Origin of the sequence: Kribbella sp. NPDC004875 (assembly GCF_042873375.1) — a bacterium.
Taxonomy (GTDB): domain Bacteria; phylum Actinomycetota; class Actinomycetes; order Propionibacteriales; family Kribbellaceae; genus Kribbella.
Map to the genome: position 1 here is coordinate 1,765,584 of NZ_JBIALI010000001.1, position 22,242 is coordinate 1,787,825.

The 22,242-nt window shown below is 69.1% G+C and carries 19 protein-coding genes; 5 read left to right on the plus strand and 14 right to left on the minus strand.

The genetic code is table 11. The features are described 5' to 3' along the window. Positions 1-17: 17 nt before the first annotated feature. The 8 genes from ACFYRH_RS08570 to ACFYRH_RS08605 form a co-directional block, all read right to left on the minus strand. Entirely contained in the window at positions 18-2,438 is a 2,421-nt protein-coding gene (locus tag ACFYRH_RS08570) for a GH116 family glycosyl-hydrolase (RefSeq protein ID WP_387770205.1), read from the minus strand. Between the two features lie 83 nt (positions 2,439-2,521). After that, the gene (locus ACFYRH_RS08575) at positions 2,522-3,736 is read right to left on the minus strand and encodes an MFS transporter (RefSeq protein WP_387770208.1); all 1,215 of its coding nucleotides are present in this window, start codon (positions 3,734-3,736) and stop codon (positions 2,522-2,524) included. Then, entirely contained in the window at positions 3,733-4,179 is a 447-nt protein-coding gene (locus ACFYRH_RS08580) for a MarR family winged helix-turn-helix transcriptional regulator (RefSeq protein WP_387770211.1), read from the minus strand. The genes ACFYRH_RS08575 and ACFYRH_RS08580 overlap by 4 nt, the downstream gene beginning before the upstream one ends. 68 nt (positions 4,180-4,247) lie before the next feature. Beyond that, entirely contained in the window at positions 4,248-5,405 is a 1,158-nt protein-coding gene (locus ACFYRH_RS08585; protein WP_387770214.1) for a hypothetical protein, read from the minus strand. Positions 5,406-5,566: 161 nt separating this feature from the next. Then, positions 5,567-6,178 carry a hypothetical protein gene (locus ACFYRH_RS08590; RefSeq protein ID WP_387770217.1) on the minus strand — a complete coding sequence of 204 codons (612 nt, stop codon included), beginning with the start codon at positions 6,176-6,178 and terminating at the stop codon, positions 5,567-5,569. 92 nt (positions 6,179-6,270) lie between these two features. Further along, positions 6,271-7,569 (minus strand): glycosyltransferase, encoded by a 1,299-nt coding sequence (locus ACFYRH_RS08595; RefSeq protein WP_387770220.1) that lies wholly within the window; start codon positions 7,567-7,569, stop codon positions 6,271-6,273. Continuing rightward, positions 7,566-9,776, minus strand: a complete 2,211-nt coding sequence (locus tag ACFYRH_RS08600; protein ID WP_387770223.1) for a glycoside hydrolase domain-containing protein — start codon at positions 9,774-9,776, stop codon at positions 7,566-7,568. Before ACFYRH_RS08600 ends, ACFYRH_RS08595 begins: the two co-directional genes overlap by 4 nt. A 191-nt stretch (positions 9,777-9,967) precedes the next feature. Continuing rightward, on the minus strand, positions 9,968-10,975 hold the full coding sequence (locus ACFYRH_RS08605; protein WP_387770226.1) for a LacI family DNA-binding transcriptional regulator: 1,008 nt from the start codon (positions 10,973-10,975) through the stop codon (positions 9,968-9,970). A gap of 205 nt (positions 10,976-11,180) precedes the next feature. On the opposite strand from ACFYRH_RS08605, the gene ACFYRH_RS08610 reads away from it, so the two are divergent. Beyond that, positions 11,181-12,182 (plus strand): twin-arginine translocation signal domain-containing protein, encoded by a 1,002-nt coding sequence (locus ACFYRH_RS08610; RefSeq protein ID WP_387770229.1) that lies wholly within the window; start codon positions 11,181-11,183, stop codon positions 12,180-12,182. A 19-nt stretch (positions 12,183-12,201) separates the two neighbouring features. Then, the gene (locus ACFYRH_RS08615) at positions 12,202-14,940 is read left to right on the plus strand and encodes a sugar-binding protein (RefSeq protein WP_387770232.1); all 2,739 of its coding nucleotides are present in this window, start codon (positions 12,202-12,204) and stop codon (positions 14,938-14,940) included. A 53-nt stretch (positions 14,941-14,993) separates the two neighbouring features. Here ACFYRH_RS08615 and ACFYRH_RS08620 read toward each other — a convergent pair whose 3' ends face one another. Then, entirely contained in the window at positions 14,994-15,290 is a 297-nt protein-coding gene (locus tag ACFYRH_RS08620) for a hypothetical protein (RefSeq protein WP_387770235.1), read from the minus strand. A gap of 175 nt (positions 15,291-15,465) precedes the next feature. Here ACFYRH_RS08620 and ACFYRH_RS08625 point away from each other — a divergent pair, with 175 nt between their 5' ends. Beyond that, positions 15,466-16,626, plus strand: a complete 1,161-nt coding sequence (locus ACFYRH_RS08625) for a cation:proton antiporter (RefSeq protein WP_387770238.1) — start codon at positions 15,466-15,468, stop codon at positions 16,624-16,626. Here ACFYRH_RS08625 and ACFYRH_RS08630 read toward each other — a convergent pair. From ACFYRH_RS08630 to ACFYRH_RS08650, 5 genes are all read right to left on the minus strand, one after another. After that, complete coding sequence (locus ACFYRH_RS08630; protein WP_387770241.1) at positions 16,615-17,031, minus strand: lasso peptide biosynthesis B2 protein; 417 nt, start codon at positions 17,029-17,031, stop codon at positions 16,615-16,617. The genes ACFYRH_RS08625 and ACFYRH_RS08630 overlap by 12 nt on opposite strands. Then, positions 17,028-17,279 (minus strand): lasso peptide biosynthesis PqqD family chaperone, encoded by a 252-nt coding sequence (locus tag ACFYRH_RS08635; RefSeq protein WP_387770244.1) that lies wholly within the window; start codon positions 17,277-17,279, stop codon positions 17,028-17,030. Before ACFYRH_RS08635 ends, ACFYRH_RS08630 begins: the two co-directional genes overlap by 4 nt. Next, on the minus strand, positions 17,276-18,958 hold the full coding sequence (locus tag ACFYRH_RS08640) for an asparagine synthase-related protein (RefSeq protein WP_387770247.1): 1,683 nt from the start codon (positions 18,956-18,958) through the stop codon (positions 17,276-17,278). Before ACFYRH_RS08640 ends, ACFYRH_RS08635 begins: the two co-directional genes overlap by 4 nt. 19 nt (positions 18,959-18,977) lie before the next feature. After that, positions 18,978-19,106, minus strand: a complete 129-nt coding sequence (locus tag ACFYRH_RS08645) for a keywimysin-related RiPP (protein ID WP_387770250.1) — start codon at positions 19,104-19,106, stop codon at positions 18,978-18,980. A gap of 108 nt (positions 19,107-19,214) precedes the next feature. Then, complete coding sequence (locus tag ACFYRH_RS08650; RefSeq protein WP_387770253.1) at positions 19,215-19,751, minus strand: hypothetical protein; 537 nt, start codon at positions 19,749-19,751, stop codon at positions 19,215-19,217. Between the two features lie 149 nt (positions 19,752-19,900). Between ACFYRH_RS08650 and ACFYRH_RS08655 the strand changes: the two genes are divergently transcribed. Continuing rightward, positions 19,901-20,503, plus strand: a complete 603-nt coding sequence (locus tag ACFYRH_RS08655; RefSeq protein ID WP_387770256.1) for a TetR family transcriptional regulator — start codon at positions 19,901-19,903, stop codon at positions 20,501-20,503. Further along, on the plus strand, positions 20,500-22,128 hold the full coding sequence (locus ACFYRH_RS08660; RefSeq protein WP_387770259.1) for an MDR family MFS transporter: 1,629 nt from the start codon (positions 20,500-20,502) through the stop codon (positions 22,126-22,128). The genes ACFYRH_RS08655 and ACFYRH_RS08660 overlap by 4 nt, the downstream gene beginning before the upstream one ends. Positions 22,129-22,242 lie beyond the last annotated feature (114 nt).

Here is a 22,242-nt window from a genome sequence, read left to right on the forward strand (position 1 = left end):
GTGGCGGGATGTGTGGGTCAGGTGAAGTGTGGGCTGATGAGTTGGCCGTTGAGTTCGACGGCGTGGATGCGGGCTCGGCCTTCGCGGATGGCTAGTTCGTGGGTGGTGGTGTTGAAGGTGCCGAAGGCGTCGCCGGTGGACCAGAAGAGGTTTTGGGCGCCGGCTTGGCGCGGCGCGAAGCGGAGGGTGCCGGTGCGGGCGTCGTAGTCGAAGCCGGTGAGGGCGATGACGGCGCCCCAGCTGGCCATCGCGCGGGCGTAGTGGTGGCCGCATTCGGCTTCGTCGTAAGGGTTTCGGCGTTCGCCGTCGTAGCGGTTGCGGATGTTGGTGATGACCTCCAGGCCTTCGTCGACGAGGCCCTCGGTGATCAGGCCGACCGCGAGGATGTGCTCGAAGCCGGTCATCACCTCGGTGAAGTACGGGAACGGGCGTTCGGGGCGGTTGCCGCGCGGATAGCTGCACATGAGTACGGCGGACTCGTCGTCGCCGAGCACGTAACTGCGCATGTGGTTGAAGTGCCCCGTGAAACCGGCCAGGCCGTTGTGCTTCAGGATGCTGCGCAGCGTCGTACGCACACGGTCTTCGTCGAGCAGGGTGCCGAGTTGGGTCAGTCGCGCGAGGTGTTGCCCGACCAGTTGGTCGACCAGGCAGCCGTCGCCGAGTTGCAGGACGGGATGGGTCGGATCGGCGGCGCCCATCGTCTCGCGCAGACCGGCGGCCACGTCGTCGGCCGCGGCCGGCGGCCGGATCTCGTGCCGGTAGTACTCCCCGTTGAACAACTGCTCGTCCATCCACGCACTGCCGTGCTCGAACAACTTCCGGCACTCGGCGGCGAGATCGTCGCCGAGGTACGTCGCCATCTCCTCGCAGGCCCGTAGCGCGGCCAGGTACCACGACTGCATCTGCGGGTTCGGTCCGTAGTACTCGACGTCCATGGTGTTGTGCTGGCAGCCCTCCATGACGCCGTCACGGTCCGCGTCCCAGCCGCCGGGGATCCAGCAGAACTCGAGCGCGCGGCGGGCCGCGGGCCAGAGTGCGCGCAGCAGGCCGTCGTCGCCGCTGAGTCGCCAGTCGCGGTACAGCTTCACGAGACAGCCGAGCTGCCCGTCCGCGGCCGCGACCTTCCAGTCGCTGGCGTTCGTCTCCAGCGGGAGACCGACGCGGAAACTCATCAATCCGTTCTCGTCGGTCGCGTGACCGAACTCGATCTCACGGAGCGAGCGCGCGATCTCACCGAAGAGGAACGGCGTGGCCTGCTCGTAGTTCCACACGTGCGTGCAGTTTCCGAAACAGCTGCCCTCGTGGTCGGAACACCCTTCCCAGCCGAAGAACCGTCCGTCCGGGGTGCGGAAAACGGTTTGCGTGCGCAGCGTGCTGAGGTTGAAGAGCGCGGCTTCCTTGACCTGCTCCGGCAGATCGCCGGCCAGGAAGTCGTTGACGAAGGCAACGGTACGTCGTTCCAGGTCGGCGAGCTGTGGCGCGAACCCGGACAGTGCGTCCCAAGCGTCGGCGAACAGTGTCGTGTAGTGGTTTCCGACCGTTTCCGGCTTCTCCCAGGCACGGCGGTTCGGAAAATGCCAGGAAAGCAGGAACGTGAAGTGCTCGGTCGCGCCCGGTGCGACGGTACGGCGGTCTGCGACGGAGGCAACCGGGGTGGGCGAGTCGCTGGTGCGTTCGTCGAGCCGGCCGTCGGCGGTGAAGTCGTCCCAGAAATCCAGCAGGCTGTCGCCCCAGGTGCGATCGGCCCAGCCGGTCCGGCGGGAGACATCCTGTCCGTCCAGGACCGCGAGTGCCACGGAACCGAACTGCTCGGCGGTGGGATCGACACCACGACTTCGCAGCAGCACACCCAGTGCGGCTGTCTGATCCCCGCCGGAGAGCGTGTTGTAGTTTCCGGCGGCGACGTCGGTCGTGCCATCGCGGCCGATGAAGTTCTGGAGGGCGCCGGCGACGGAAACCGTCAGCTCCTCCGAGCCGCGGTTCGTGACCGCGAAGCGCAGTACGGCGACCGGCCAGGAACTTGCCGCCACGTCCGTGGGAACGAACGGGTTGAACGCCTCGAGGTCGACGGAAACCGGAACATCGGCGTCCCGCAACTCGAGCCGCCCGAACGGGTACGCCGTGGCGAACGTCGCGTCCCGGAAACGCGGCAGACCGTGATTCTGCGCGCCACTCCCGTGGGCGCCTTCGTATTCGCTGAGGTCCAGTGGGCCTTCCACCGCCCGGGCGGTCACGGCGCCGGAAGGCGACACCGTGCGGACCGCGAAGAACGCCGTACCCGGGCGGAAACCTTTCGCCGGGCGGTTCACGATCTCCCAGTCGCGGAGGTTGCCGCGGCCGCCGAGGCTGACGGTTCCGGTGCCGATGCCGCCGAGCGGCAGGGCGATCCGGCGGAGGTGGCGGCCGGTGTACGTGCGCAGCGTGGGCCAGGTCGTCATACTCATCGACCCTAAACGCGAAGACCCGCCGGAGAAATCGATCTCCGGCGGGTCGGCTAGACCAATCAGGCCAAGCAGGCCGGTCAGGCGTCGGCGACGGTGAGCGCCTCGGCCTCGACCTCCGAGTGGTTGGCGGGGACCCGCAGGTGAGCCAGCGGCTTCCAGCCGGTGGCCAGCGCGCCGACCGCGAGCAGCACCGCGAAGGCGCCGACGTAGAACGGCAGCTGGATGTTGACCTCCTCGCCGAGCTTTCCCGCCAGCCAGGGCGCGACCGCGCCCCCGGAGAACCGGACGAAGGAGTACGCCGCGGACGCCGTACCGCGCTCGACCGGGGCGGCGCCCATCACGGCCTCGGTGATCAGCGTGTTGTTGATTCCCAGGAACAGACCGGCGACGACCACACCGATCGCGAGCACCGGCTTGTGGTGCGCGTAGACACCCATCACCGCGAGGTCGATGGCGAACAGCAGCAGCACCGTCATCGCCACCGGCAGCGTGCCGAACCGGCGCTGCAACCGCGGAGCCACGAACACCGACGTGAACGCGAGGCACAGACCCCAGCCGAAGAAGATCAGCCCGATCTCCCGAGCCGACATCGCCAGCGGGAACGGGGTGAACGCGAGCAGCGTGAAGAACCCGAAGTTGTACAGCAGTGCGGTGACCGCGACCGTCGCGAGCGACCGGTGCTTGAGTGCCTTCAGCGGCTCGAGGATCGACGTACGACGGGCCCCGGGAGGCGACGCGGGGAGCAGGAAGGCGGTTGCGGCGAGCGCGATCGTCATCAGGACGGCGACGCCGAAGAACGGGCCACGCCACGAGATCGTGCCGAGCTCACCGCCGACCAGCGGGCCGGCCGCGATGCCCACCCCGAGGGCGGCCTCGTAGAGGATGATCGCCTCGGCGACCGATCCGGCGGCCGAGTTCACGATCGTCGCGAGGGCGGTCGCGATGAACAGCGCGTTGCCGAGGCCCCAGCCGGCCCGAAAGGCGACGATCATGCCGATGCTGTTCGAGAGACCGGCCAGTGCGCTGAAGACCACGATGATGGCCAGGCCGATGAGCAGGGTGCGCTTGGCGCCGATCCGGCTGGAGACCGCGCCGGTGATCAGCATCGCGACCCCGATGACCGCCATGTAGCTGGTGAACAGCAGCGAGACCTGGGACGGGCTCGCGTGCAGTTGTTCGGCGATCGGCTTGAGGATCGGGTCCACCAGGCCGATGCCCATGAAAGCGATCACGCAGGCGAACGCGACCGCCCACACGGATTTGGGCTGCTTCAGGAAGGACGAGTTGCTCACCGGGGCGTTTCCTCCAATGGCTCGAGGGTGAGGAGTTTGTGGATGACGGTGGCGGCGGCCTCCAGGGTGGCGAGGTCGTGCGCGGGAAGTTGGCCCAAGTGGGCCGCGAGCGCGGTGCCGGCCTGGCTGCGCGCGCTGCGCAGCTCCGCGAGACCCGCGTCGGTGAGGCTGATCAGGCTGGCGCGGGAGTCGGCGGGGTCGGCGCTGCGCCGTACCCAGCCCTGCTCCTCGAGCCGTTGCACGAGGTTGGACATGGTCGGCTGGGAGCACCGGTCGGCCTTGGCCAGCTCACTGATCCGGGCCTGACCGAGCTCGTCGAGCCGCCCCAGCACCCGCATCGCGGCGTGCGGCAGCGTGTTCACGTTCCGGGTGGCGAGCCGCGACAACCGGGTCGAGGCGACCACCAGCTGCTCACCGAGCTTGGTCAGATCCGTAGCAATCACACCTCCGAATATACATAGCTTTGCTATGTATCTCCACAGAAGTGAACCAGCTCACGCGCCGAACGGCCTCAGGCTGGGGAGATGCGGTGGACCTGGGCGAAGCCCTTCTGGCTGACGACCAGCCAGTCGCGGGAGACGTCCGCGAGCTCGTAGCCTCCGCGCAGAGCCGGCGCGCACTCGGCCCCGGTCCGGTCCAGGACGACCAGGCCCTCGAAGGCCGAGTCCTCCGGCTTGCTTCCCAGGGTCGTCTTGGTCCTGCCCCACAGGTACGGCCCGACGCCGTACGCCCCGCTGAACCAGACGCCGTGATGCCGGTGCTTGCCCTTCGTCGGTGAGCCATTGGGCAAGGTCTGGGTGACGAATCCGTTCGGCCCTTTGGCCACCCATGAGCCCCCGCTGTCCCACACCAGCAGCGGCGGATCGGACGCCATGACCATCGGAATCTCGTCCGTCTTGAGCTTGAGCTGCTTCCCGGTCGACAGCCGTACGACCTGTACCACGCCCTTGTCTGTTGGATTCAGTACGACGTGGTCCGCGGCCGTCCCCTCGTGGTCGATCGCCCCGACCAGCCGAACGTCCCCGGTCCAGCGCACCTCGCCGGTCCGCGCGTCGCGTACCTCGGGGAACCACTCGGTCGTCGTCCGCTTGGCGACGACGACCGAGTTGCCATCGCCCGAAAGCCCGACGACGTCCTTCGCCCGCCACAACTCCTGCCCCGACTCGGCGTCGACCGCGACCGTGGTCGGCTGGTGCGCGCGATCCGGAAAGAACGGCCCGAACGGCGCGCTGACCGTCGCCAGTACGACGGACTCCGCGACCGCGGTCACCATCGTGCGATCGGTGGACGCCACCGGCATCGCGGTGAAGCCCCAGACCGGATCCCCGGTCCGCACATCAACCCCGACCACCCCGCTGGTCGTCGCCCCCTTGACGGCACCCGCGTACGAAACCGGAAGCACATCTCGCGCCACCCGCACCGTCGGTCGCTGCACCGGCTTCGACACGTACCCGAGGAACGCCGGCCCGACAACACAGAGCCATCCCTCGCCAACTCCCGGGACGCTCATCGCCCGGCTGCCGTCGATCGCCCACTTCTTGCTGCCGTCGGCAGCCCCGAAACACATCACCCGCCCTGTCTCGGTGCCGGTCCCATCGACCACCACCACCGAGTCCCCGACAATCCGGGCCCGCCCCACCAACGCCTCGTACGGCACGGTCAGCGGCACCTGCCAAACCTTCTCCACCTTCAACCGCGGAGCGGCCCGATCAGCGGTCTCCGCACACCCCGCCACCATTGGCGCCATCGGCACCGAAACCAAAGCCCCCAGCAAGACCCGCCGCCGCACCATCACCACCCGACCGTAACAACCCACGAGTCCAGCGTTGCTCAGGTGAAGACGTTGACGGCTCGGGCTACCACGAGGCCGACGACGGCCAGGGCGATCATCGACTGGGCGCCCATGGCGAGCTTGGCCCACTTGGCCAGCGGCATCACATCGGTGGGGCTGAAGGCGGTGGAGGTGGTCAGCCCCAGGTAGAGGTAGTCGCCGAAGCCCGGGCGCCAGTTCGGCCGGGCGATCTCCGGACTGAGTTGCTGCGTGAAGGCGAGGTCGAGGTACTGCGGCATTCGGTGGGCCCGGTTGGCGGCGCCGCCGGCGTCGAGTTCCCAGTACAGCAGCGCGAACGCGAGCAGGTTCGACAACCACACGACGGCGCCGGCGGCGAGCAGCTTGGTCGGTGAGTTCGTCATCGACCCGCCGTGGATCAGCGCCACGATCAGCCGGACGGTCGCTGCGAGCGCGTCCAGCACGAGCAACGCCGTGACCGTGATCGACACCCCACGCAAGAACGACGACCGCTTGTCGATCCGCCCCGGATCTCGCACGATCAGGACCGCCAGCAGCACGGTCTCGACCACGGGCAGCACCCACAGCGGAAACAGCCGGACGTCCTTGGGCCGGATCAGCGTCAGCAACATCGCCACCACCACGGCAGTCACACTCGGCCACCGCGGCTCCCCCCGAACAGGCCCGGAATCCGCACCCCCCACGCCAACCACGGTACGCCCACGGGCGCGCCGCTCGGCAGATCTCAGACGGGTACGGCGGGTGGCTCGGTGAGTGCGAAGAGGCGGTCGAACACCGCGACCCGATCGAACCGCAACGCGTACGCCCGCGCGCGTACCTCGGCCGCCGCTCGCTGCTCGGGCGTCCAGTCGCACACGACCTCGTCGAGCACGGTCCGCAGCGTGTCCGGATCGCGCTGTGGCACCAGCAGGGCCGTGTCACCGACCGCCTCGGGTACGCCGCCGGTCGCGCAGGTGATGACCGGCCCACCGCCGGCGAGCGCCTTCTCGACCAGCGCGATCCCGAACGTCTCCACGAACTCCGGCTGTTCGCGAGTCGGCAGCACGAACGCCGCGCTCCCGGCCATCAGCGCCGGCTTCTCCGCGTCGTCCACGTCGGTCAGCACCCGCACCCGCTCGCCCAGACCCGTTGCCGCCACCCGTGCCATCACCTCGGCTTCGTGCGGTCCGCGCCCGGCCAGCACGAGCTGGACCCGTTCGGCCGACCGCGACCCGGCGTACGCGTCGATCAGGTCGTCGACCCCTTTCGCCGAGGCGATCCGGGACAGGAACAGCACGTACCCGTCCCGCGAAAGGCCTCGCCGGGCAAGCGTTCCGGTGATCCGGTTCTCGGTGAGCGACAGGTACGGCCAGGAGTCGACTGCCGGGTACGAGATGGCGATCCGCTCCCGGCACCGCTGCGCGAACGTCGTACCGTGCATGCCGTCGAGGGTCGCCGCCGAGGCCACGATCAGGTCCCTGGTGTACTCCGATACCGCCACGCAGTGGTCGGCCGCCAGGTAGACCGACAGGATGTGCGCGGCCGCCCCGAACCGCCCGGTGTTCACGCACTCGCGGACCACGTTGGTGATGTCGGAGCCCACTGCCTCGGCGACCGTGACGACCCGCGCGGGCCCGATGCGGCGCGCGACCTGCACGGCCTCCTGTACGGCGATCGCGTGCGGACTCAGGTACAGCGACATCGCCACCGTCGGTACGCCGTCACTGAACAGCTCGACCAGTCGCCCGATGAGACCGGACAGGTGACGTCCGTCCGGAACCCGGTAGTCGCCCACGGGATCGGGCCGTTCCACGGTGATGCCGGGGCTGTACGGCAGCACGCGATCGAGTGGTTTCATCGGCAACCCGGCCGCCGCCAGCGCATCCAGCGGCCAGGTCACGATGCGGACGTCGTCGAACCCGCGCGTGAGCGCCACCTCGGCGAGGCACCGTGCCTCGCCGGAATGCCCGCAGATCACCGGATCGGCACGGACGACAATGACCAGGCGACGGGTGGGTGCGAGCGTGTCGTCGGCACTGCTCATGCTTCACCTCCGGTGGGATCGGATGTGGATGGTGGTCTGATCCGCGTGCCCCAGCTGGAGGGCCGCGGGCCGAGCTCGATGTGCAGGTTGCGGATGTGCCGGAGCTCCCGCCCGGAGATCCACGGGCGCTCGGCGGTTTTGCCGTCCACTGCGACGGACTGGACGTACGACACCGGTCCGCCTGCCTCGACCGGCTCGAATCCGCTGGTGGTGATGGACAACGAGCTCTCCGGCAGCTGGATCGTGGACTCCGCCACGGCCGGCGCGCTCAGCAGGAACAGGCTCTGCCCCGCCACCGGGAAGATCCCGAGCGTCGCCCACACGTACCACGCGGACAGCCCGCCGGAGTCGTCGTTGCCAGGCAGCCCGCCGCGGCCGGTGCCGAACTGATTGGCGATCGCGGCATGCACCACCTCGGCGGTTCGATCCGGTCGTCCGGCGTAGTGGTAGGACCACGGCGCCTCGTAGTCCGGTTCGTTGTTGAGTCCCTCGAACCGGCATAGGTCGTACCCGGCGTTCATCTCGGCCACGCTGGGCGCCACTCCCGGCTGGGTGACCGGTACGGCGTCGTACCCGAAGAACTGGTCGAGGAGACCCACGAACGCCGCGTCGCCACCGGCGAGCGCGATGCGGGTGCGCATGTCGTGCAGCAGCCGGAAGGAGTAGTTCCAGCGGCCGCCTTCGTAGAACGTCGAGTCGCGCAGCAGGCCGGTGTCCGGGTCGTACGCCGCCTGCCAGCCTCGCGCGAGGTCGCGCATCTGCTGGACCAGCTGTCCGTCGCGCACCTTGTGGGCGATCGCCGCGGTGCAGTGGTACGCGTACGCCAGGTCGAGGGTGTGGCTGATCGGATGCGCCACACCGTGCACCAGGTAGTCCTCGCCGTACGTGCGGCGCAGGTCCATCTCGAGGTGCACCATGGCCCAGTCCCAGTCGATTCCCGGGAGATCCAGTTGGCACAGGTCGGCCAGGAAGGTGTGCGCGAGCGCGCTGCCCTGCCGGGAGAACCGGTCGGCGCCCTTGGCCATCCGGTAGCCGATCGGCAGGTTGCCCTCCTGCTCGCAGATCGACAGCAGCGCGCCGGCCAGGGCGACCGAACGCTGCGGGAACAGCGTGTTCATCAGCGGCAGCTGAGTGCGGTAGATGTCCCACATCGTGCAGATGTCGAACGCGTACGGGCCCTCGGTCGTCCACGACGGGCTCTCGTCCGGCGCGAAGCACGGTTTGACCAGCGAGTGGTAGAGCGCAGTGCCGAAAATCGTTGCCTGGTCGTCGGATTCGGCCTTGATCTCGACCTTGCCGAGGTGGTCGCGCCAGGTGGCCGCCGTACGGTCGCGCCGTCCGGCGAAGGTGGCCTGGGTGCGTCCGACGTCCTGGTGCAGGTTGTCGCGGGCCGTGCCGCACCCACGCAGGGAGAACCCCAGCCGTACTTCGACAGTCTGCTCGGCGCGCGACGGACCCATGAACATCAGCCCGAACGGCCGCAACGTGGTCGGCCGGATGTAGTCGAAGTCGAGGCGAGTTCCGCCGGGCATCAGGCGCCGGTCGTACCACAGCAGTTGCCGCCAGCCGGGAGCGTCGACTTCCAGGTGTACGGCGAGCGGCACGCCCTCGACGTGGATCTCCCCCTGGGCAACGCCCGGCTCGAGCATCGCCAGATGCGCCTTCAGCGGCACGGTCCGGCTGTGCGGGATGGCCAGACCGCCGGTCGAGGCGTCGATGACGATCCGGGCGGCGTCATGCGCCGGAAAGGTGTACCGGTGGACGGCCGACTTGGGGCCGACCGTCAGTTCGCAACGCACCCCCGAGCTCAGCGTGGCCGAGTAGTAGCCGGGCTCGGCCACTTCGTCCAGCAGGTCCCAGGTGGTGCCGAGATCGTCGAGTGGCCCGAGCATCGGAGTCACCCGGAAGTAGTTGTAGTACTTGCGGATCGCTCCGGTGCCGGACTGCTGGAAGTGGGTGAAGCCGGAGGCGACCGGGCGGTCGTACAACAGGTCCGGCACGCCCTCGGTGTTGAAGTCGTACAACCCGTAGCCGGTCGGGTAGGCACCGGAGTACGGGCAGGCCGACACCATTCCGAAGGGGTACGTCGCGCCGGGGTGGGTGTTGCCGACCTGCGGCTTCGGCCACCACCACGTCCCGGCCAGGCCCTTGGGCGTGGGCAGCTCGGTCGCACCGGTCCCGATGAACGGGTCGACGTGTTCGTACATCGGCTCACCGCCTCGCCCGGCCTGACGTGGGCTCTCAACGTAGGAAGCGTGTGTTTCAGCCGCATGACCGCACGAGACGCGCAGGTTACGGCCGCGCCGGGTCCGCCCGGGAACGGATCGCGGAAGCGATTATTGTGAAACTGCTTTCACGGTGATTTGTACTGCGTTGTGGAAATACCCGAAGGGTGATTTCAGGAGCGGCTTGAGGGGCCGACGGCGAGGGTCGGCGTGCTGAAGTGCTCGCCGGCGGTGTGCTCGCCGGTGGTCAGGCTGGCCGCACCGAGCCGGCCCAGTTCCATCAGCTCGAGGTCGACCGAGGTCAGCTGGCGGGAGCCGTCCTGGTCGACGACCGTGCCCTCCCAGTTGTCGACGCCGATCAGCGCGATGTCGTCGGGGATGCGGAGGCCGGCCGCGGCGCAGGTCTCCAGCGCGCCGAGGGCGATGTGGTCGTTGGCGCAGAACACAGCGTCGAACTCCGCGCCGGACGCGAGCAGCTCGGCCATCGCCACCGCGCCGCGCACCCGTGTCCAGTCGCTGTTGACGACCGGGCCGGCGGGTTGCAGGCCGGCGCCGGCGAGGGCATCCCGCATGCCCGCCCGCCGGCGCTGCGCCGCGATGCTGGTCTCGGGGCCGCCGAGGTGCGCGATCCGGGTGTTCCCGGTGTCGATCAGGTGCTGCGTCGCCATCCGCCCTGCCTCGCGATTGTCCGGCAGGTACATCACGTCGCCGGGGTCGCTGGACGCGGTGAAGATGTAGGTCACCGGTACGTCGAAGTTGTGCGTGAGCGATGGCGACGCGTGCTCGTGGCCGTCGCCGATGACCAGCAGACCGTCGATCCGCCGGGCCTGCAGCTCGCGGATGCTGTCGGCCATCGCCCGGGTCTCCTGGACGTCGCCGTCGTACACGAGGGCGGCCTGGTTCTGGGCGCCGAGTTGCAGGATGGCGCCCATCGCGACCGGCCGCGCGAACGTGTTCTTCGCGCGGTGGGTGAGGACGCCGATGGTGCCGCTGCGCCCGGAGGCGAACGACCGGGCCAGCGCGTTCGGCCGGAAGTCGAGGCGGTCGGCCGCGGCGCGGACGCGTTCGCGGGTCGCGGCCGAGATGCGCGGGTTCCCGTTCAGCGCCTTGGAGGCGGTCGCCAGCGAGACGCCCGCGACGGCGGCGACGTCGCTCAGCCGGACACTTTTCGCTTTCGGCACCCGAAAAGCATATCGCCGGTCGCGAGGTCTTGACGGGACCTGCGAACACATCGGATGCTCGGCAAAGTGTGAAACCGCTTTACCACGGTTTCCCGAGCGCCCGCGGCCACCGTGCCGCGGGCGGTTCCGCCGCGTGTCGTCGTGCGCCCCGCCGCTCACCGGGGCGCCTCGAGCGGGCCGTCGTGCCCTAGGGAGGAAGCACGTCATGATCGAACGCCGCACTTTCCTCAAACTCACCGCGGGAGCCGCCGCCGCTTCCGCCGTACCGCTGTCCACCGCGTTGGCAACTGCGCTGCCTGCTGCCGCCGCGACCACGTTGTCGGCCTGGGGTGTCTGCGGGCACCCGCCGTCGATCGACGACACCTCGTACCCGGCCGCCGGGGTCTGGGACCAGCTCGCGCTCGCCGCGTCCCTCGGGGTCGGGTACTACCGCGTCGACTTCATGATCCCGACGACCGACAGCGCGTCGACCGACTGGAGCTGGTACGACGCGGTGCTGTCGGCCGCCCGTCAGAACGGCGTCCAGCTGATGGCGATCCTCACCGTTCCGGACGCGATCGCCGACGCCGACAACGGCTGGATCCAGAGCCAGGTGTCGATGCTCGTCGCGCGGTACGCCGGACAGATCCCGCTGTACCAGATCCAGAACGAGATGGACGGCGTCTGCATCAACGGCCCCGGTGTCGACGGGTCGTCGATCAACGACTACAACCCCGACCGGTACGCCGCTGTCCGCGACCGGATGTGGGCGATCTGCGACGGAGTGCGGGCGTCGGACTCACAGGCCGGACGCGTCGTGAACATGACCTGGAAGCACACCGGGTTCCTGCAGCTGCTGAACAACGACGGTCTCCCGTACGAGGTGAACGGCCTCGACTGGTACTGGGGGATGGACGACCTGATCAACACACTCGTCGTGATCAACCGGTTCCAGCAGCGCGAGATCCTGATCACCGAGCTGAACATCGCGGACGGAACGCGGTCCGCCTCCGAGGCGGACCAGGCGAACTACATCGCGGGCGCGGTTCAGCAACTGCGGTCCCTGGCGCCCGACAAGGTGCACGGCGTGTACATCTACGAACTCTTCGACCAGCCGGCCTGGGACGACTCCCAGGCGCACTACGGCCTCGTGCGCGTGAACTCCGACGGCAGCTGGGGTCCGCACAAGCAGGCCTTCGACACGTACCACCAGATCATCACGGGCTGACTCATCCCCTGGAGAATGCATGAAACGCAGAACCTTTCTCGGCGTCGGTGCCGCGACGGCCGGCGCCGCGCTCGTCCACGGAAGTCCACTCAGTGCCGCGGCTGGTACGTCGGGCTCGACGGCCTTGACGGGTCTGTCGGGGCCGCAGGCGTTGGCGGCGTCCAACGTCTTCGTCGCGCCGGCGGTGCCGCGGCTCGTCGTACCGAATGCTCAGCCGGGCGAGAAGATCACCGTCACGGTGACCGCGCCGGGAGGTGACCGCATCTGGTCGGGAACGGCGCGTGGTGCGTCATCCGGTGCGACCACCGTCGTCGTACCGGTCGGTCCCGGGTACTACGACGTCGACTACAGCACGCAGTCCGGGACATCGACCGACTCGTTCTGCGTGCTCAGCAAGCTGGCGGGCGTCGTTCCCGGTCTCGGTGTGAACACGCACTTCGGTTTCGGGCCCGACCCGTGGGATCCGAACGTGCTCGCCCCGATGGTCGCGGCGGCCGGTATCGCGATCGTGCGCGACACCCAGGAATGGTGGGGCGCGGAGTCGGCCAAGGGCACGTACGACTTCACGCTCTACACCACGTACCACGACGTACTCGTCGGCAACGGCCTCACCGACCTGCCGGTGCTCAGTTTCAACAACGCCAACTACGACGGCGGTGCGACACCGTACACCGACGCGGGCCGCTCAGGGTTCGCGCAGTACGCGGTGGAGCTCGTCCGGCAGAACCCGAAGGTCGCCGCGGTCGAGGTCTTCAACGAGTTCAACATCCCGACGTTCGGTGCCCGGGGCAACAGTCCGGCGAACTGTCAGCCGGACTACTACTTCCTGCTGCTGAAGGCGACCGTCACCGAGCTGCGGAAGCACTACCCGCACCTGAGGTACGTCGCACCCGCGACCGCCGGCGTACCACTGGACTGGATGAAGGTCGTCTTCGACAGCGGCGGCCTCGACTACATCGACGGGGTCTCGATCCATCCCTACAACTATCCGGCGTCACCCGACTCGCTCGCGCAGCAGATCCGCAGTGTGGCCACCCTCATCGAGTCGTACGGCGTTCAGCGGGACATCTGGATCTCCGAACTCGGCTGGCCCGCGGGTACGGCGCACCTCGCGGTCGACACCCGATCGCAGGCCGCGTACGCGGTCCAGGGCGCCGCGGCCGCGTACGCCGCCGGCGTGACGAACTTCTTCTGGTACGACTTCATGAACGACGGCACGAATCCAGCGGAGACCGAGCAGAACTTCGGCATGGTGAAGATGGTGTCGGGCGGCGCCAGCCGGCCCAAGCCTGCCTATGTCTCGTACGCGAACCTGGCCCGGCAGATCTCCGGTGCCGCCCGTGGGACGACGCCGACCGGTCTGAAGCAGGACTCCCCGGTTGACGCGGTGAGCCGGGTGGTGATCCCGAACGGCGCCGCGACGACCTGGATGCTCTGGGCCGATTCCCCGACACCGTTCGCCGTCGAGGCCGCCCGATCGGCGACCTTCACCGACACGTACGGCGACGCATCCCGAGTCGAAGGCGCTGACGGGCTCGTCTCGCTGACGCTCGGCAAGGAGCCGGTCTATCTGTCGGCGACGGGTGCGCTCGCCGTGGCGTCGACCGTGCGGCATCAGTTGACGGCGAAGGACACCAAGCGGGGCGAGAACCTCACGGCGACGTGGGTCTTCGACAACAGCACCGGGAAGCGACGGGCCTCGGCGACGTTGGTGAGTGGGCGGCAGGTGGTGGCGTCGGTCTCGGTTCCGGCCGGCGGAAAACAGAGCACCGAGGTCTCGTTCGGCCCGGCGACGACGGTCGGCCGGCGCACGGTGCATGCCTCGGTGACCGAGTCGAGTGCGGTGGTCGGCAAGCTCGTCGCCGACTACGAGGTCGCCGAACCACTCTCCCTCGCGGTGCAGCACGTGTTGAAGGACGGCACGGATCAGTTGCGGATCCGGGTCTCGAACGACAGCAGCGCCGCGCAAACGGCGTCCACGATCGCCTGGACGGTGGGTTCGGCGAAGGACTCCGCGTCGAACGTCTCCATCGCCGCCGGAGCGGTCGACGAACGGTTCATCAGTCTCACGGGCGTCTCCGGCGGCACGTCGTACGACGTGACCACGAGGTTGAGCGACGGTACGCCGCTGAACGCGACCGGCAAGGTGGTGATCGTGGCGGCGGCCGACCTGCACCACGCCGCGCGCAAGACGATCGAAATCAACGGCGTCAACCAGTTGGCGGGTACGACGCCGACCGGTTCGTCGAACGAGGGCAACGTTGTCGTCACCGGCTACAACGGTCCGCAGGATCTGTCGTTCGACCTGTGGGTCACCCATGACGCCGACAAGCTGTACCTCACGGTCGCGGTGACCGACGACGTACTGCACGCGACGGCCGGTGGCGACCAGGTCTGGCAGAACGACTCACTGCAGTTCTCGGTGAGCTCCGGTACGCCGGGTGAGGCGCAGAGCTGGAACGAGATCGGAGCGTCACTGGTCGGATCGGACGTCGACACCTGGCGCTGGTCAGGTCCCGCGACCGGGCCGCTGCCGGCCGGCGACGCCGCGATCGTCCGCAGCGGTACGACGACGACGTACACGACCGGCGTCGCCTGGACCGATCTGGGGATCGACCCGACGGGCACGCTGATCAGCGTCTCGATGCTCGTCAACGACAACGACGGGCAGGGCCGCAAGGGCTACATCGAGTGGGGCTCTGGGATCGGCAACGGGAAGGACTCCGCGCTGTTCAAGGCGTTCGTGCTCGACGCCTGAGCCGGCCTGCCGGGGTGGGCGTTCGCGCCCACCCCGGCCACGCGCTCAAACCCTTACGCGCTCAGCCCGCGGTACATCGCCGTGGCCGGGGAGCGGCTCGGGTACGGGCCGCCGGCGTACCGGTTGAACTCGACGACGTTGCCCGCGGTGTCGCGGATGATGTGGCACTGACCGTTCCACCGGGCGACTTCCACGCCGACCGCGATCATCCGCGCCCGGCTCGGGCCGGACGCGAACGGTTCCGGGGCGTCGCAGCGGCGCGTGTGCCAGGCGCCGTCGCGGTAGAAGGTCTCCACGTCGGCGTGCAGTGTCACGCCGTCCAGGAGGATGGTGTCGTCGGTCGTTGTCATGCAGGCTGCCCTTTGCTCGCCGGTGCGTGGGCTCGGCCCCAGATCTGGCCCCCCTCGAAACTCCCGTCCGACTGTGCCGCAGGACCTGGTGGCGGGGCATGGGCCAAAGGTCCCGGACTTGCGGGCCCTACGCGGGTCGTAGGCACAATGGCGGTCTGGCGAGAGGAGCCGCTCGGTGAGCTTCACGATGCTGGCGGTGGTCGTCGCGGTCGGCCTGATCGGGCCGTTGCTCGCGCTGCGACGTGGCTGGCACATCCCCGTCGTGCTCGGCGAACTGGTCGCAGGCGTGCTCCTCGGCAAGACCGGGATCGGGTACCTGGTCGCGTCCGACGTGGAGTTCAGCTTCCTCGCCGAGATCGGGTTCGGTCTGGTGATGTTCGTGGCCGGCACCCACGTCCCGGTCCGGGACGAGAGTCTGCGGCGGGCGATCCGCCCCGGTCTGCTCCGCGCGGTGGTGACCGGCGTCGTCGCGACCGGGCTCGCGTTCGTCCTGAACGTGGTGTTCGAGACCGGTCACGTTGCGCTGTACGCCGTACTCATGGCCTCCTCGTCCGCGGCGCTGGTGCTGCCGATCGTCGACTCGCTCGGGCTCGGTGGGCGGCCGGTGGTCGAGTTGCTGCCGCAGGTCGCGATCGCCGACGCCGCCTGCATCGTCGCGCTGCCGCTGGCGATCGACCCGCGTCACGCCGGCCGGGCGGCGCTCGGCGCGCTCGCGGTGATCGCGGCAGGTGCGGTGGTCTACGTCCTGCTGGACCGGGCCGAGCGGTCCGGCGTACGGCGCCGGGCGCACCGGGTCTCGGAGGACCGGCGGTTCGCGGTCGAGTTGCGATTCAGCCTGGTGGTGCTGTTCGCGCTCGCCGGTCTCGCGACCGCGATGCACGTGTCGATCATGCTGGCCGGGTTCGTGCTCGGGCTGGCCGTGGCGGCGGTGGGTGAGCCGCGGCGGCTGGCGCGCCAGTTGTTCGCGCTGACCGAGGGCTTCCTCGGGCCGGTGTTCTTCGTCTGGCTCGGGGCGTCCCTGGACCTGCGCGAGCTCGTCGAGAAACCGGAGTACATCGGTGTCGGTGTGGCGCTCGGCGTGGGTGCCGTGGTGAGTCACCTTTCCGGGATGCTGACCGGGCAGCCGGTGAGCATCGGTGCGCTGGCGGCGGCCCAGCTCGGGGTCCCGGTGGCCGCGGCCACGGTCGGCGAGTCACTCGGTGTTCTCCAGCCGGGCGAGCCGTCCGCGCTGATCCTCGGCGCGCTGGTGACGATCGGGGTCAGCGCGGTCGCGGGCGGTGCCGCCGTACGGCGTGGTTTGGTCAAGGAGAAGTCGGCATCGGGTTCAGCCGACTGAGAAGAGCGTCGCGTGGTAGCTCGGCGGATGCGGTTCCCCGATCGGGTGGCCTTCGGCTTCGACCCAGGCATGGGCTCCGAAAGGCGGATAGCGGCGTACGCCGACGTACCAGGTGGGCCAGCGCCCGCGGAGTCTGCAGTACAACGCGGTGGCGATCGATCGGGGCAGGCAGCCTTGCGGGCCTGCGCAGGTCAGGCTGACGGCGACGACCGCGGCGCGAGCGCGGGTGGTGAGTTGGGCGTCGGCCGGGCGCGTGCCTTTCGCGAGCACGCCCATCAGGCGGCGGAGCTGGGCGGGCGGCCGCGCGGCCAGGAGCTTCGCGAGCGGTACGACGAGCCGGACGGCGATCCGCTGCCGCCGCGGCGCTGCGCGTGGGTCGTAGGTGACGACGCCCGTGATGCTCACGTCGTCACCAGCTGCGCCTGCTCGAGTTGTTGCAGGAGGTCTTCCACGTCGGCGCGGGCGGTCGCGGCGTCGACGGCGTACCGGGTGGTGATCTGGCGCACCGCGTCGTCGAGGCCGGCGCCGTCGAGGAGTGCCTGGACAGCGAGCACGCCCGTCGGGTTCAGGCTGAAGAACTCGCCCGCGCGTTCGTCGAGGAGCACCCAGCCGTACTCGGTCTCGACCATGGTGACTGCCGCGTTCAGCTTCATCCGGATCCTTTCGTTGCCGTCCGCAACCATGACGCGAGGTCGAGGAACTGCCGGACGGGACCACACCTCGCCGCGTCGTACGGGCCGGTGCAGATCCGGCGTACGGCGGCCGCGTCGATCAGGCCGAGCCGCGCGAGCCGGGAGTCGTCGACGAGGTCCACGAGCTCGGACCGATGGGTGGCCCAACCGCGGCCGACGGTCATGGAGATCTCCGACTTACTGGCCCGGTTCAGCGTCCGCGGCGGGAGGACGCCGGTCATCGCGGACACGAGCTGTGGTTTGTAGCGCGCCGGATCGATCGAGTCCTCGGGCCGAATCGCCAAGCAGGCCTCGAGAACGCGATCGTCGAAGTACGGGAGCGCGACCCGCATCCCGTCCGCGGCGCCGAGCTGCGCGATGTGCCGTGCCGCGAGCGCACCGGTGTGCACGGCCTCAAGCGTCGCGTGCATTCCCCGATCGGCAGCCAGCGCGCTGGCCGTCGCGTCGGCGACGGCACTCTGCGCCAGCTCGACGGCATCGGCCGTCAACCAGCTGGGCACAGCAGGCGGGATGCCCCAACTCATCGTCTGCCACTCGCCAGGCTGACGACCGTCCAGACACCCGGCGAACCACTCAGGGTACGTCGAACGCGCCGCGACCAGGCCCGCGAGATCACCAGCCGAGAGCCGGTACTTCGCTTGCACGCGACGCGCCAACCGAGCCGCGCGCAACGGGTGCCGACGGGCGATGTCGGCGAGCCACACCGGCGGCGGCATCAGCACCTCGTCACCACCGTGCCCCGCGAAACGCAGGCTCGCCCCGTGGGCCGCGGCCCGCGTGCTCGTCGTACCGATCCTGGCTCGGTACGACGAGACCCAGGTCGGCTCGTCGAACGGGCCGGCGTCGTCGCGCAACCCCTGGAACGGCAGCGGAGCGTCGGCGGCCGCGAGGACGTCGTGGGCGGCTCCGAAGGACTCGGCCAGCTGCCGTGCGTAGGCGACGTCCTCGTCGCCGGGATCGTCGGCTTCGTAGGTGAGGCCAACGACCGGACCGTGCTGGGCGGTGAGACCGAAGAGCGAGCTCGAATCCAGACCACTGAGATCGCACGCGACCAGGTCGTGGTCGCGCCGGTCGATCGCGTTCTCGAGGGCCGTGCGGAGCAGCAGGCCCGCGTCGGACAGCGGGAGTTCCGGTGCGGGCGGGGTCCACCAGCGTTCGTGCGCGGCGGTGCCGAGATCGAGCCAGTGACCTGGTGGAACGGACGTGACGTCGCTCCAGACCGAGTGCCAGGTGAGCGGCCACGGGGCATGGGGCGAGAGCAGGCGCAGTACGAGGCCGGAAGGATCTGGTGTGGATCCGATCAGCCGGGCGAGCGTGTCGGCGCGGTCGGCCGCGACAGTGACGCCGTACGTCGTGGTGTGGAACAGGCGGTGCAGGCCGGACGCCGTACCGCGGGCGCGCGCCCTGCCGTTCTCGGAGCTCAGGTGATGCTCGCCGAGCGTGACCGTGATCTTGTCGCGGGCCTGAACAACTGTGGCGTTGTCCCAGCAGCCGAGGACGAACGGCCGGCCGGACGGATGGTTGATGACCTGCGCAGCCTGCAGACAGTCGACCATCTGGCCGGTCGCGGGCGTGTCCGGCAGTACGACGAACCACGGGTGCGCGCCGGCAGCCCGCCCGCCATCGCGGACGGGCTGCACGCGGCTGTCGCTGGTCAGCTCACAACCCCAGGCGGCCGCCGGAACCGTCTTCCCACTTGCCGGTCCGGCCCGCGGTCACCTGCTGGAAATCGCCCTGTCGCGTCAGGGTCGGGCGTTCGTAGTCCTGCTTGTCCATCTCTTCGTGCATGGGGGTGTCTCCCATCTCCGACGATCTGGTCCTTACCGGTTCTCCCCAGTTCTACGCGGCCGGGCGGCCGCGCGCACGACCTTTCAGCCGCGCTCGAAACCCTTGTTCTCAGCGCGGTTCGGTGCCGTCCGGGGTCCGGAACAGGCGCACCGGGATCGGCCCGCGGTGCAGGACGTGCGGGATGTCCGCCCAGGGATAGAGGGGTTCGGTGGCGTTCAGGTTGCGGAGCCGGTGCAGCGCCCGCTCCGACGGTACGGCGAGCTCCGCGACCGCGGCCGGCGAGTACGGGATGAAGTCCTCGGGCGGCTGTGGCCGCATCTCGGGGTCGTGCCGTTTGAGCAGGATGCAGGTGACGGCCGGGTCGAGCAGGTCGGCGTCGAGGGTCCAGTAGTCGATGACGGCCGGACCGATCCGGCCGGACTGTTGCAGGGCCTCGAAGATCGGGGCCGGGTGGACGGGGGACAGGAAGACCACGTCGCCCCAGGTGCAGTCGAGGGGATAGACCGGTGTGTTCACCCGGTGCGGGCGTGCGGCGTACTTGCGGAAGTGGCGTTCGTACAGGTCCGGGTAGCGGTCGCGGAGCTGGTTGAGCGGGAGGATCTCGTCGCCGAGTACCTCGCCGGCGGCCTTGTAGAGAAGGGTCATGAAAAAAGCCTCCGACCGCGGGTATCCGCGTCAGAGGCTCTCTTGGATTATACGCCAGGGCAGGGTCGTGCCAGCAGGTCCTGCAGGCGCTGCAAAGTTGCAGGATTAATAGTTTGCATTGAGTGCAAGTTTGTTCTTAGCCTGGATCCGTGCGGCAGGTCGAGGGTGGGTTGCGGGAGCGCAAGAAGCTGCAGACGCGGGAGGCACTGGCCGGCGCGGCGCTGCGGCTCGCGCTGGAGAGGGGGCCGGACCACGTCACGGTGGAGGAGATCGCCGAGGCGGCCGACGTGTCGGTGCGGACCTTCTTCAACTACTTCCCGCACAAGGAGCACGCGATCCTCGGGCGCAATCCCGAGGACCTCGAGCGGGCGCTGGAGCGGATCCGGACGGCACCGGAGGACCAGTCGCCGCTGACCACGATGCACCTGATCATCAGCGACGTACTGCACGGCCTGCTGAGTGACGGTGAGCTGTCGCGCCGGGGCGAGCTGATCATGGGCTCGCCGTCGCTGCTGTACCACCTGATGCTGCTGAGCCTCGACGACGAGCGGCAGCTGTCCGCCGCACTCGCGGAGCGGATCGGCGACCGGCTCCGGGCGAGCCTGATCGTCAGCGCCGCCGGGACCGCCTGCCGGGTCTGCGTCGAGCTGCACAAGGACACCCCGGACAGTTCGCCGGCCGACCTCGTCGACGCCGCGTTCGAACTACTTGCCCAGGGCATGGACCCTGACTACCAGAAAGGCCGCTCATGACGACGACCTCGTCACCCACACCGGAACCGGTGGGTGAGGTCACCGCCTCCGAACCGACGACTCCCGAAGCCGACGCGGCGGCCACGACTGCCACGACGGCCACTGTGGCACTCACTCCACGACAGACCGTGCAGGCCATCTCCGGTCTGATGCTGGGCATGTTCGTGGCGATCCTGGCCGGCACCGTGGTGTCGACCGCGCTGCCGCGGATCATCAGCGACCTGCAGGCGAGTCAGTCGTCGTACACCTGGGTCGTGACGCTCGAGCTGCTCACGATGACGGCCACCGTGCCGCTGTGGGGCAAGCTCGCCGACCTCTACAACAACAAGCTGCTGGTCCAGATGTCGCTGGGCTTCTTCGTGATCGGCTCGCTGGTCGCCGGCTTCGCGCCGAACATCGAAGTACTGCTCGGCAGCCGGGTCCTGCAGGGGCTCGGCGCGGGCGGTCTGACCGCACTCGTGCAGATCGTGATGGCGGCGATCATCCCGCCGCGCGAACTCGGCCGGTACTCCGGAATCTTCGGCGCGATCTTCGCGTCGGCGACCGTCGGTGGACCGCTGCTCGGTGGCTTCCTGGTCGACTCGCCGCTCGGCTGGCGGGCCTGCTTCCTGGTCGGCGTGCCGTTCGTGCTCGCCGCGATCATCCTGCTGCAGCGCACGCTGAAGCTGCCGACCGTGCGCCGCGACGTGAAGATCGACTGGTGGGGCGCGGTCCTGATCATGGGCGGCGTGAGCACGCTGCTGGTCTGGTCCTCGTTCGCCGGCAACAAGTTCGACTGGGTCTCGGGCTGGAGCTTCGCCCTGGTCGGGGTGGCCCTGGTCGCACTGCTGGCCGCGGTACTGGTCGAGCGCAGGCACCCGGAGCCGATCATCCCGATGGACCTGTTCCGGAACCGCACCGTGACGCTGGCGATCATCGCGAGCGCGCTGGTCGGTGTCGCGATGTTCGGTGGCTCGGTGTTCCTGGCGCAGTACTTCCAGATCGCGCAGGGGTACTCGCCGACCAAGGCCGGGCTGATGAGCCTGCCGATGATCCTCGGCATGATGATCGCGTCCACGATCGCCGGTGGACTGATCACGAAGTACGGCCGGTGGAAGATCTACCTGGTGGTCGGGAGCGTCCTGCTGCCGATCGGGCTGGCGCTGTTCGGCACGATCGACGCGCACACCTCGAAGTACATGCTGTGGGGCTTCATGATCGTGCTCGGTGTCGGCATCGGTCTGGTGATGCAGAACCTGGTGCTCGCCGCGCAGAACGACGTACCGGCGCGGGAGCTCGGGGCGGCCACCTCGGCGGTGAGCTTCTTCCGGAGCATGGGCGGCACCATCGGCGTCAGCGTGCTCGGGGCGATCCTGGCGAACAACGTCGCCGAGGCGCTGAACCCGGGCGGTTCCTCGTCCGGCGGCGGGAACGCCGTACCGAACATCGCGAAGCTGCCGCCCGAGGTGCGGTCGGTCGTCGAGAACGCGTACGGCGCGGCGACCGCGGACCTGTTCATGATGTCGGTCCCGTTCGCGGTGCTCGCACTGATCGCCGTCCTCTTCATCAAGGAGAAGGCCCTCCTCACCACGTCCGGCGCCGAACGCCGCGCCGCCGAGGAGCCTGACATCCCTGCCTCCCACTGACAACGTCCTTCACACGCTGGCGGCGCCCAGGCACGCACCTCGCTGCGTTGGAGGAGCGTCCACGATGAAACCCGCATCGAGGACGCTCCTCCGCCTTGCGATGCACGCACCTGG